12 protein-coding genes are annotated in these 12,175 nt (G+C 33.6%); 5 read left to right on the plus strand and 7 right to left on the minus strand.

All coding sequences use genetic code 11. The features are described from left to right. Positions 1 to 82 precede the first annotated feature (82 nt). Together dprA and IV513_RS00715 are read right to left on the minus strand one after the other, a co-directional pair. Positions 83 to 1,189, minus strand: coding sequence for a DNA-processing protein DprA (gene dprA, locus IV513_RS00710; RefSeq protein ID WP_209388598.1), 1,107 nt, complete (start codon positions 1,187 to 1,189; stop codon positions 83 to 85). A gap of 28 nt (positions 1,190 to 1,217) precedes the next feature. Next, entirely contained in the window at positions 1,218 to 1,985 is a 768-nt protein-coding gene (locus IV513_RS00715; RefSeq protein WP_209388599.1) for a rhomboid family intramembrane serine protease, read from the minus strand. 164 nt (positions 1,986 to 2,149) lie between these two features. Between IV513_RS00715 and IV513_RS00720 the strand changes: the two genes are divergently transcribed. Further along, the gene (locus tag IV513_RS00720) at positions 2,150 to 3,082 is read left to right on the plus strand and encodes a DUF3078 domain-containing protein (RefSeq protein ID WP_209388600.1); all 933 of its coding nucleotides are present in this window, start codon (positions 2,150 to 2,152) and stop codon (positions 3,080 to 3,082) included. A 60-nt stretch (positions 3,083 to 3,142) separates the two neighbouring features. On the opposite strand, the gene sufD is transcribed toward IV513_RS00720, so the two are convergent. The 5 genes from sufD to IV513_RS00745 form a co-directional block, all read right to left on the minus strand. Beyond that, positions 3,143 to 4,450, minus strand: coding sequence for a Fe-S cluster assembly protein SufD (gene sufD / locus IV513_RS00725; protein WP_209388672.1), 1,308 nt, complete (start codon positions 4,448 to 4,450; stop codon positions 3,143 to 3,145). A 493-nt stretch (positions 4,451 to 4,943) separates the two neighbouring features. Further along, positions 4,944 to 5,690: a Fe-S cluster assembly ATPase SufC gene (gene sufC / locus IV513_RS00730; RefSeq protein ID WP_209388601.1), complete on the minus strand. Its 747-nt coding sequence runs from the start codon at positions 5,688 to 5,690 to the stop codon at positions 4,944 to 4,946. Between the two features lie 149 nt (positions 5,691 to 5,839). Further along, positions 5,840 to 6,244, minus strand: coding sequence for a GxxExxY protein (locus IV513_RS00735; RefSeq protein WP_209388602.1), 405 nt, complete (start codon positions 6,242 to 6,244; stop codon positions 5,840 to 5,842). Between the two features lie 98 nt (positions 6,245 to 6,342). After that, a complete protein-coding gene (gene sufB / locus IV513_RS00740; RefSeq protein ID WP_209388603.1) occupies positions 6,343 to 7,791 on the minus strand; it encodes a Fe-S cluster assembly protein SufB in 1,449 nt (482 codons plus the stop codon). A 71-nt stretch (positions 7,792 to 7,862) separates the two neighbouring features. Then, positions 7,863 to 8,192 carry an iron-sulfur cluster assembly accessory protein gene (locus IV513_RS00745; protein ID WP_209388604.1) on the minus strand — a complete coding sequence of 110 codons (330 nt, stop codon included), beginning with the start codon at positions 8,190 to 8,192 and terminating at the stop codon, positions 7,863 to 7,865. A gap of 172 nt (positions 8,193 to 8,364) precedes the next feature. Between IV513_RS00745 and IV513_RS00750 the strand changes: the two genes are divergently transcribed. The 4 genes from IV513_RS00750 (at position 8,365) to IV513_RS00765 (ending at position 12,149) form a co-directional block, all read left to right on the plus strand. After that, positions 8,365 to 9,195 (plus strand): GLPGLI family protein, encoded by an 831-nt coding sequence (locus IV513_RS00750; protein ID WP_209388605.1) that lies wholly within the window; start codon positions 8,365 to 8,367, stop codon positions 9,193 to 9,195. A gap of 150 nt (positions 9,196 to 9,345) precedes the next feature. After that, positions 9,346 to 10,050, plus strand: coding sequence for a response regulator transcription factor (locus IV513_RS00755; protein ID WP_209388606.1), 705 nt, complete (start codon positions 9,346 to 9,348; stop codon positions 10,048 to 10,050). Between the two features lie 3 nt (positions 10,051 to 10,053). Further along, positions 10,054 to 11,463, plus strand: a complete 1,410-nt coding sequence (locus IV513_RS00760) for a HAMP domain-containing sensor histidine kinase (RefSeq protein ID WP_209388607.1) — start codon at positions 10,054 to 10,056, stop codon at positions 11,461 to 11,463. Positions 11,464 to 11,651: 188 nt separating this feature from the next. Then, positions 11,652 to 12,149 (plus strand): hypothetical protein, encoded by a 498-nt coding sequence (locus IV513_RS00765; protein ID WP_209388608.1) that lies wholly within the window; start codon positions 11,652 to 11,654, stop codon positions 12,147 to 12,149. Positions 12,150 to 12,175: the final 26 nt, after the last annotated feature.

Here is a 12,175-nt window from a genome sequence, read left to right on the forward strand (position 1 = left end):
TAAATTAATAATAGTTGTTTAAATGTTATTAAAAATTAAATGTTATTTATGAAATGATGAAATATTAAGAAATCATTAATTCTTACAAAGCAACAAATTGTCTCCCTGAAAATGATTTTATTTTACCTAAAAGCTCAAGCTCTAGAATAACAGGCAATATTTTGTGTGATGCAAGCAATATTTTCCCGGACAAATCGTCTAAAGTAATTTGAGGATGATCTGCAATAACCCTGTAAATTTCTTCCTGATTTTCAGTAAGCGGAATCGAAAATGTACTTTGAGGAAAAAGTTCTTCCATATTAAGGTAATTTGGGCATAATCCTAGAGATTCGGAAAGATCTTTAATGGTTGAAATTGCAGATGCTTTGTTCTGGAATATAAGTTGATTGCATCCTTGGCTGTATTTATCTGTAATTTTGCCGGGCAGTGCAAAGACATCCCGGTTATACTGATTCGCAAAAGTGGCAGTGCTTATGGAACCTCCACCAAAGGCTGTTTCTACTACAATTGTTGATGATGATATTCCTGCAACAATTCTGTTTCTCTGAATAAAATTTTCCCTATCGGGTTTGCGCATTGAATTAAATTCTGTAAACAGACAGCCATTTTCTAATATTTTTTCGGAAAGTTGCTTATTCTTAGAAGGATAAAGTGTCTGAAAACCATGAGCTAACACTGCAACAGTAGGAACTTCCATTTTCAGAGAATTTTCGTGTACTTCTTTATCTGCACCTAAAGCTAAACCACTTACAGACTGATATTTACACTGCTTGGTTTCAGTGAAAAAATCTTCAATAAACTTTTTTCCGTAGGAGGTAATATTCCTTGTTCCTACTATACTTACGCACTTTAAGTCTGGATTAAAATTTCCTTTTTGATATAATATTGCAGGAGCATCATCACATTCATTCAGGAGAAATGGCAGATCTTTCTGATGACGCAAATTTATTTTTATCTGGTTTTTTTCGCAGAAGTTTATCTCTTTTTCTGCCAACATCAAATGTTCAGAATTACCAATGTCCGAAATAATTTTTTTCCCTACTCCATGGGTTTTCGCAAGTTCGTTTTTAGCAGTTTCCCAAACATTTTTAGCACTTCCAAAATTTCTTACAAGCTTATTAAAAGTAATATCTCCTATAAAATTGCATTGTCTTAAAGCGATTGAGTAGAGATGTTCTTCTTTATACATTTGTGTTTTATTTCCAAAATTAACGAATTTATTTTTTCCTCAATTCTTCTAAATGATCCCAAATATCATCTCTTTTTTTATAGGGTAGTTCCATAAAATCGTCAGGATTGTTTTCTTTGTATTCCTGCCACAATTTATCATCTTTTTCACTATAGTAATTGGGAAACTCCCAGATATATTTCTTCTTTTTTTCTCCATATTTTTTGAAAACGAATGCCATGACACTTCCTATAATTGCTCCCGATAAATGTGCCTGCCAAGAAATCCTGCTCGGCTCGTTCATTGTATAGAATAGTTCTTCGGGAAACATTCCCCAAATTAAACTACCATAATATAAGACGACAAGCAGGGAAATGGTAAGCAGTTTAATATTCCACCTGAAAACACCGCCGAAGAAAAGAAAAAAAGCGAGTACGTAAACAATACCACTGGCTCCAATAGTACATGTGTAGAGATATTCGCCCGAAAAAATATCTATTGGAGGAAGTATCCAAAGAAGAAAACCACTACTTATCCAGCCTGTAATAAAGACTTTAGTTGCCACTTCAGGGTAAAACTGGTAAAGGAGAAACAGGAGAAAAACAATAGGAATGGAGTTCCCTATAATATGATCAATATTTCCATGCAATAAGGGAGAAGTAATAATACCCAACAATCCCTCCGGTAATAAAGGAATAATGGCCCCAAAACAACTTGAAAAAAAACCAAAATGTTGCAGCAAAAAGCCAAACCACATCGCGGCGAGCATTATTATTGGAGCAAGAATCGCTTTTTTATGAATAATATTTCTAATCATATCAGTATGCTGTCAAATCAAAAGCCAAGGATAAATTTCGGTAATTTTGGCGATGATTGAGGTGTTGAGTTGTGATTTGAGACAAAAAGTAATAAATTTGATGCTTCAAAAATTTTAAAAAAACCTATTTTTTTGATTATTTAAAACTAAGTAAACACATTTCTATGAAAAAACTCCTTGTTTTCTCTATTTTATTCTTTGGTCTAAGCACTCAGGCACAAGTGGTAATTAATGATTCTGTAGCTGTAGACACCATTAAAAAACCGAGACATTGGTCTATAAATGCTAACAATAGTGTCATGTTTAATCAGGCTGCTTTCTCCAATTGGGTAGGCGGTGGAGCTAATAATATTGGTTGGCTTGCAAGTGCAAATTATAATTTGGTTTACGAGAAAGGCCGTAATCTTTGGGAAAACATCATTATTATGAATTATGGGCAAAATACTACTAAAGGAGTAGGCACAAGAAAAACCCAGGACGTTCTTAATATCTCTACGAATTATGGACTTCAGTTTTCTAAGAGTTGGTATGTTTCTACAGGAGCCAGCTTACTTTCTCAGTTTTCGGGTGGATTTGATGACGGAAATAATCCGGAAGCTAATAAAATTTCAAATTTCATGGCGCCTGGCTATGTAAATGCCGGTATTGGTATTACATACAGACCAAGTGATAATCTAACAGTTACTCTAAGACCCATCAACGGAAGGTTTACGTTTGTATTAGATAAAGATCTTCAGCTTGCCGGAAATTATGGTTTAAAGGCTGATGGAGATTTCTTCCTAATGCAATTAGGTTTCTTGGCTTCTGCAATTTATAAAGTTAAATTAATGGAGAATATTGAAATGACCAATACGGGTTCTATTTTCTCCAATTATCTGGAAAATCCGGACCATATGGTTCTTTCGTACAATATGTTGCTGAAGATGAAGATTAACAAATTCGTTTCTTCAATTGTTACTTTAGATTTAATGTACGACCACAACCAAATACAAAAAACACAGCTGAAACAAACTTTAGGAATCGGCTTTGCTTATAATCTCGATAATGGAGTAAAAAGATCTAACAGAAAAGACAGCCAGTGGTGGCAGAAAAAATAGTCAGCAATGACAAAAAAAATGGGCGGTTGCAAAAGTAACCGCCCATTTTTTATTAAGATTTTAAAATTCAATATTTACTTCAAGCTTTTCAGAAAGTAATTTAGATATTTTCTCTTTTAAAGGTTCAATATCAATATTTTGCATTGCATCATTGGCAAAAGCGTATAAAAGCAGTGCCTGAGCTTCTTTCTTGGAAATACCTCTTGCTCTTAAATAAAACATCGCATCTTCATTCAGCTGACCTACGGTACATCCGTGAGAACATTTAACATCATCCGCAAAAATTTCAAGTTGAGGCTTAGTATCTATTGTTGCCCCTTCGCTTAATAAAACATTGTTGTTTTGCTGATAAGCATTGGTTTTCTGAGCAATTTTGTCTACAAAAACTTTCCCATTGAATACCCCGTGCGACTGGTCTTTAAAAATTCCTTTGTAATTTTGGTAACTTTCGCAGTTGGGCTGGTTATGATGAACAGCGGTATGATGATCTACCAATTGATCTTTTCCGATAATGGTAATTCCGTTCATGAAAGAATTAATATTCGATCCGTTTTGAATGAAATCTAAATTATTTCTCACCAATTTTCCCCCAAAAGAAAAGGTATTTACAGTTGTTAAACTGTCTTTTTCCTGTTTTGCAAATGTATGATCTACCAAATAAGACGTGTCATTATCATTTTGCAATTTATGCCAGTCTGCTTTAGCATTAGGGGAAGTGAAAATCTCTGTCACAGAATTCGTAAAAACATACGTTTCATCGAAATTATGATGACTTTCTATAATTTCCACTTTGGCACCTTCTTCTACAATCAGCAGGTTTCTTGTATTATAAAAAGTGTTTTCATCCTGATTCTGAGAAAGATAAAAAATATGAATTGGCTTTTCAATTACTACATTTTTAGGCACTTTAAGGAAAAAACCATGTTTACAGTAAGCCTGATTCAAATTGGTAAAAGCTAAATCTTTCGCAGCAATGGTATTAAAATACTGCTCGAAAACATCTTTATGTTTATCATCATTCAAAGCATAATTGAAAGACAAAAACTCAGCATTTTCAATCGAAATATTAGAAAGCTCTTTATGAAGCTTGCCGTTCACGAACACAATCCAGTCGAAATTTTCTTCTCCTAAATGCAACTCATTAAGCTGTTCTTTAGTAATATGATGATTTTCTTTTGGAAAGAAATTGTAATCCTTTTCTGTAATTTCTTTTAGGTTCGTGTATTTATATTCTTCGTCTTTCTTTGTAGGAAAGCCAATCTGAGCAAATCTTGCCAATGCTTCAATTCTGGTCTCATCTAAAAAACGATGGCGAAGCGTATCAAGAAATTCGCTGTGATTATTTAAAATTTGTTCTTTTAATGCCATTGCTGGTATTTCTGTGGTTTGCACCATTTATTATTTATTTTATTTTTGTTGGTTTGAAACACCTTTTACTCTAAATTTAATTTTAATGCTTTAGAATTTTTAAAAAGCCAAATTGCAAAAATCATAGGAATTATATATAAAAATGCCATTCGATAAAATGCGCTTACAAAATTCTTAATCGGAATCAAATACATCAAAATATTAATAAGGAATAAAGTAACCCAAACCGAAACAAAAGTATATATACTTAAAATTACTTTCGATTTAATAACAGTATATTTTTCAAAAAGCTTTTTTTGCAAAAACCAATAATCATTGCTGGAATAGACAAAATTAATCCCAAAAATATCACATAAACAATTATAAAACTAAATAGTTCGTTAGGTTTAATAATATATGAAATTAAAAAAAATATTGCTGAAATTAAATTTGTAATTCCCCAAATTTTAAGAGTATATTTCATTTGCAATGATTTAATTACAATTCAATAATCTTAATTTAGTAACCAATCATAACCTTTTTCTTCTAATTCTAATGCTAAAGATTTATCTCCCGTTTTGATGATTTTTCCGTTTGCCAAAACGTGAACAAAATCTGGTTGAATATAATTAAGCAATCTCTGGTAATGCGTAATTAAAAGAACAGCATTTCCTTCATTTTTGAAAGCATTTACACCATCGGCAACGATTCTCAATGCATCAATATCCAATCCGGAATCGGTTTCATCTAAAATCGCCAATTTCGGATTAAGCATCATCATTTGGAAGATCTCGTTTCTTTTCTTTTCACCTCCAGAAAAACCTTCGTTTAGAGATCTGGAAAGAAAATCTTTTTTAATTCCTAATTTTTCAGACTTTTCACGAATCATTGCCAACATTTCTTTAGCCGGCATATCTTCCAATCCGTTGGCTTTTCTGTTTTCGTTTAAAGCTGCCTTAATAAAGTTGGTAACCGAAACTCCAGGAATCTCTACCGGGTACTGGAATGAAAGAAAAATCCCTTTGTGGGCTCTTTCCTCAGGTGCATCTTCTATGATATTCTCGCCATCGAAGAGGATTTCACCATCAGTCACCTCGTAATCTTCTTTTCCTGCAATAACAGAAGAAAGAGTAGATTTTCCGGCTCCATTAGGACCCATAATGGCGTGTACTTCGCCTGGTTTTATTTCAAGATTAATTCCTTTTAAAATTTCTTTATCGCCTTCTTCAATTTTGGCGTGTAAGTTTTTGATATTAAGCATTATATATGTTTAAAACTTGTTTTTTATTTTTAACATTAAGAATTTAAGTTAATTCTAATGTTCAATTTCTTTAAGTAAATCAATAAATTGATTTAAATTAAGGTTTTTAAGCTTTTACTATTTAACTTCATTCCTTAATGTTATATGATTCATTCCGGCAGTTTTGAAAAATATTCATTCACTAATGGAATCATTGATTTAGTAATATTATCTGTATAAAAATTAATCAAAAGCCCTTGAGGTTTTTTCAAAATTTTCATATAGGTCATCAATTGAGCTTGATGAACAGACAATAATTTTTCAACAGTTTTAATTTCTACAACGACTATCTCGTTGACAAGTAAATCAATCTTAAGCGGAGTTTCGATTTCAATCTTTCCGTAGTTGATTTTTGTAGTAACCTGTTGATGAACTAAATATCCTTTTTCCCTTAATTCATAAGCCAAACACAATTCGTAAACACTTTCCAACAATCCTGGTCCTAATTCTTTATGAACCTTGATTGCGCATCCTACAATATCATAAGAAAGTTGTGTTACTTCTGCTTTGGTCATATTAATTTTCTTCGAAAGAATTGATTTATCAATTCCTTAATTTTTAAACATTAAGAAGTTAAGCCTTTAATTTTCTTAATTCCTTAATGTTAAATCCACTATCCAACAGAACCTTCCAAAGAAATCTCAAGTAACTTCTGAGCTTCTATAGCAAATTCCATTGGTAACTTATTCAGTACTTCTTTACTGAATCCATTCACAATCAAAGCAATGGCTCTTTCTGTATCAATTCCTCTTTGGTTGCAGTAGAAAATCTGGTCTTCCCCGATTTTTGAAGTCGTTGCTTCGTGTTCCAATTGTGCCGTTGGGTCTTTAATTTCGATATAAGGGAACGTATGTGCGCCACATTCATTTCCCATCAAAAGAGAATCACACTGAGAGAAATTTCTTGCTCCTTTTGCACTTGGCATTACTTTAACTAAACCTCGATAGGAATTGTTTGATTTCCCCGCAGAGATACCTTTGGAAATAATCGTAGATTTGGTATTCTTTCCGATGTGAATCATCTTTGTTCCCGTATCTGCATATTGATGCATATTGGTAACAGCGATGGAATAAAATTCGCCCACAGCGTTATCACCTTTTAGAATACAGCTTGGATATTTCCAGGTAACAGCAGAACCCGTTTCTACCTGCGTCCAAGATATTTTTGCATTGCGCTCGCAAAGTCCTCTTTTCGTCACAAAGTTGAAAACTCCACCTTTACCATTTTCATCTCCCGGATACCAGTTTTGAACGGTAGAATATTTAATTTCCGCATCGTCCATCGCAATGAGTTCTACAACAGCTGCGTGCAACTGATTTTCATCTCGTGATGGTGCTGTACAACCTTCAAGATAAGACACGTAACTTCCTTCGTCAGCAATCACTAAAGTTCTTTCGAACTGCCCCGTTCCTGCCTGATTAATACGGAAGTAGGTAGAAAGTTCCATAGGGCATCTTACTCCTTTTGGAATGTAACAGAAACTTCCATCTGAAAACACAGCAGAATTTAGAGCTGCGTAGAAATTATCTCCTCTTGGAACTACTTTTCCGAGATATTTTTTCACTAAATCAGGATGGTTTTTAATGGCTTCAGAAATGGAACAGAAAATAATCCCTTTTTCCATCAGCGTATCCTGAAAAGTAGTCTTTACAGACACGGAATCTATTACAATATCTACTGCAACACCAGAAAGCCTTTTTTGCTCTTCGATGTTAATTCCTAATTTTTCGAAGGTTTTCAATAATTCAGGATCTACTTCATCCAGACTTTCCAATTCTGGTTTTGCTTTCGGGGCTGCATAATATTTAATTGCCTGAAAATCCGGCTTTTCATATTTAATATTTGCCCAGTATGGCTCAGTCATTTTCAACCAGATTTTGAAAGACTCCAATCTCCAATCAGTCATCCATTCCGGCTCTTCTTTTTTTGCAGAAATAGCCCGAATAATGTCTTCATTCAATCCTGTCGGGAAATCTTCATAATCGATTTTGGTTTCCCAACCGAATTCATATTTTTTATTTTCTAAATCGACGCGTAAATCGTCTTCTGTGTATTTACTCATTTTTTAAGATTTCAGAATCCAGATATTAGATTTCAGACAAAAGCCCGACATCCACACCTTTCATCTCGTGTCTATAAACTAAAACTCTCTCCACACCCACATGTTCTGGATGCATTAGGATTATTAAAAACAAATCCTTTTCCATTCAATCCCCCGGAATATTCTAATGTGGTTCCTGCCAGATAAAGTATCGATTTTTTTTCAACGACTATTTTTATTCCGTTATCTTCAAAAATCTGGTCTGTATCGTTTTGTTTATTATCAAAACCAAGAACATACTCTAAACCTGAACATCCTCCACTTTTTACCCCAACTCTTATATAATCTTCAGCAGGATTAAAGCCGTCTTCTGTCATCAGCTGAACCGCTTTAACCTTTGCCTGATCTGAAACCTTTATCATTGTATTTATTTAGAATGATTTAATCATGCAAAAATACGAACAATTATTAGTAAATAAAAATTGGTGATTTTATTTTGCCTATATTTATTATTGATGGGCTTAACTTTGCAGGTATTTTAAAATCAAAAGAATAAATCAAAAGAATAAATCAAAAGAATAAATCAAAATAACAATGAAAAAAATTGCCGTTGTAGCATTATTAATTGTGGCACAAATTTCTATGGCGCAAACGAACAGATTCGTTTACCAAGTTACCATGAAACCCAACGCAAGCGATAAAAAAGATGTAAAAACCGAGAATGCATATTTAGATATTTCCGGGGAAAAATCTTTATTCTACTCTGAAAACAGAATAAAAAGAGATTCTATATTACGTTCTAACTTCCAAAGTGGAGGCGAAAGAGGTGTAAACCGCGAACAAATGGAAAGTTTGAGATCTAATATTAACTATTCTGTTGAAAAAGATAAAAAATCTCAGAAAATGACTTTCAAAGACCGTATTGGACGAGATATTTACGCTTATGAGGAAGAACGTCCTTTAGATTGGAAAGTTTTAGCTGAAACTACAAAAATTGGCGATTACAAAGTGCAGAAAGCCGAAACTGATTTTGCAGGAAGAAAATGGACTGCATGGTTTACTACAGATTTACCCTATCAGGACGGTCCGTATAAGTTTACAGGTCTTCCGGGTTTAATTATAAAACTGGAAGATTCTTCCGGAGACTATTCTTTCGATTTAATGAAAAACTATAAAATTTCAGATTTTCCTGAAATGAACCAGTTCGGAAACATCATCAAACTGAAACGTAAAGATTATCTTAAACAGCAGGAAAAATTTAGAGAAGATCCCATGTCTTTTTTAGCGGCAGGTCGTGGTGGTGGAATTGCGCCACCAATGAGAGGCGGTGGCGGAAATCCTAATCCTGCGGATATGCGGAAAAGAATGGAGGAAAGAATAAAAGAAGAGGCTAAAAACAACAGCAATCCTATCGAGTTACAATAACAAAAAAATCCGTTTCTATTGAAGCGGATTTTTTATGCCGTTCTCATAAATATATTAAAATTCAAAATTGAGTCTTGAATACATCCTATTTTTTATCATCTCCAATTCATTAATATTCTTTTCCCTATTTTTGTAATATTGGTTACTGATATGAAAAAAATTGTGCTGATTGAAGACGAAACCAGCGTGGTTTCTTTTATTAAAAAAGGACTTCAGGAAAAAGGCTACGAAATTTCTGTTGCATTCGACGGTCGTACCGGCGTAAATCTCGTACAGGAAAATGATTTCGATCTTGTTATTTTAGATATTATGCTTCCCGAAATGAACGGGCTGGAAGTCTGCAAGGAAATCAGAAAAACCAACAAAAATGTTCCTATTCTCTTTCTTACCGCTTTGGGAACTTCAGAAAATATCGTTTTAGGGCTGGAAAACGGTGGCGACGATTATCTTGTAAAACCCTTTAAGTTTATAGAATTGGTTGCAAGAATAAAATCTCTTCTCCGAAGAAGCAACCCCATGAAAAACGAAAATACCGAAGATAAGCCCGACAGCGAATATGTTCATCAGTTTTCTGATCTTGTTGTAAACGATTACACCAAAAAAGTAACTCGGTCGGGAGAGGAAGTTTCTCTAACTTCTACAGAATATAAACTCCTTATGTATTTTCTCAACAACCCTGAAAAAGTAATTTCCAGAGCAGAAATTCTGGATGCGGTTTGGGGCGTAAACTATGATTTAGGAACCAATGTTGTAGATGTTTATGTAAATTATCTCAGGAAAAAAATCGACAGTCAGGAAGATAAAAAACTCATTCATACGGTTATAGGAATGGGATATGTGCTTAAAAAACCTTAGAAAATGTTTAAAAAAGTTATTACCAACCAAACCAAAACGATGATTCTTCTGATGGCTGTTTTTACAACTGTCATTCTTATTTTTGGAGGTTCGGTGTACTTTTCTATCGTTAATTTTTCGCATCAACGTTTTTATGAATTGCTGAAAATACGAACAACCACCATTGTTCAGATCGAAAAAAATAAAGAACTTCTCGATCTTCCGGAAAACTACGTTCTCAACAGTACAAATGATGAAGAACTTCCCATGGAAAGAGATTATGTTTTTGCGGTACCTACAGATTCTAATTTCAGCCATATTTCTCAAAAAATACATATTCCGGATACTTTTTTTCGTAACATCATCAAAAAAGGGGAAGCCAATTTCAATGATGAAGAATTTTATTACATTGGGCAAACCTTCCGGTATCAAAATAAAGACTACATTGCCATTGCTTCAGCAAAAAATCATTACGTAGTTCATTATCTCGGGTTTTTGAAACGTACATTAATTACATGTATGATTCTTTCGATATTTTTCAGCATGATTTTCTCTTTTTACCTTTCTAAAACCCTTTTTAAACCTATTCTTAAAATTACTGGAAAAGTAAAGGAAATCAGTTCGGAAAATCTTCATCTAAGGTTGGAACCTCAGCCGGGAAATAAAGAGCTGAACGAGCTTGTAGAAACATTCAACACCATGCTTACGAGAATTGAAACTTCCTTTGAAACTCAAAACCACCTCATCGGAAATGTTTCGCATGAATTGAGAACGCCTCTTACCTCAATTATGGGAGAAGCAGATGTTGCACTCTCCATTACCCGAACTGCCGAAGAATATAAAGAAACACTGGAAATTATTTTAGATGAAGCCGAAAAACTAGACAAAAAAATAAAAGCACTTCTGCTTATTGCTCAAACAGGTTTTGACGGAAAGATTCAGAAAATAGACCGTGTTAGAATGGATCAGCTTCTTTGGGACGTTATCGAAACCTTAAGAAGAATAGATTCCCGAAACAATATTTTTCTTGACATCAGTATGCTTCCCGATAATCCCAAAAAACTGAAAGTTCAGGGAAATGAACAGCTTCTTCACTTAGCAGTTGCCAATATCATTAATAATGGGTGCAAGTATTCTAATCATCAACAAGTAAGGGTTTCTTTAGGTGCAACAGACACAAATCTTTATATCATTATAAAAGATACTGGAATAGGAATTCCGCAGTCTGAAATGAATAAAATATACGATCCTTTTTTCCGGGCATCTAACACCCGAAACTATGAAGGTTACGGAATCGGGTTGCCTCTTGCAAGGAATATTGTAAGAATGCACAACGGAGAACTTTTGGTAAGCTCAAACGAGAATGAAGGAACGACAGTTCAGATGCGTTTTCCCAGTCTTTACGGTACTTTAGTGAATCAAGATAATTCTTAATCCACATATTAAGATAACGTGAGTTCAGGATAACAGTAAAAAACTTGCTTATCCCGAATTCGGTTTAAGATAAATTTTAATCTGATTTTAATCTCTTTAATTACATTTTAATTCCTTTCCAAAAAGCTTTTAATATGGCAGATATAGTTTTGTAATATCAAAATGTTACACAACTAAATCATCCATATATGAGCACAACAATTCTAATAGCAACAGATTATTCTCTTGAATCCCTCAATATTTTAAAAAAGGTACTGAAAGAAAAAAGTACAGCCGAACAAAATAAAAAATACAGAATATTATTGGTTTCGGGGTACGATACTGGAGATTCTATAAGAGATCTTTTATTCAACACAAAAACAACTGCTTTCAGCAAAATAAGAACTAAAGAATTTTGTGATGCCTATTCTATTATTGCGAATAAATATTCTCATTTAGTAGATAAAATAGTGTGCGATATTTTTACCGGAAGTCTGCAGAGGTCTTTTAACAACTATGTAAAGGCAGAAAATATTGCTGAAATATACTATTCTCCATCACTCAAAAATAAAAATACTAAAGGCAAATTCGATCTTACACCTTTTATTAAGAAATGTAAAGAAACTTTTTCATCCGAAATTGTATTAGAAACACCTAAAGTAATGCCGGAAAAAGGCAGGCTTGCAGAAGTATTCGCAGAAGTTTAAAACATTATTCTCACCTCAAAATCAAT

This window comes from Chryseobacterium sp. RR2-3-20 (assembly GCF_017808115.1).
GTDB classification, from domain to species: Bacteria; Bacteroidota; Bacteroidia; order Flavobacteriales; family Weeksellaceae; genus Chryseobacterium; species Chryseobacterium oryzae.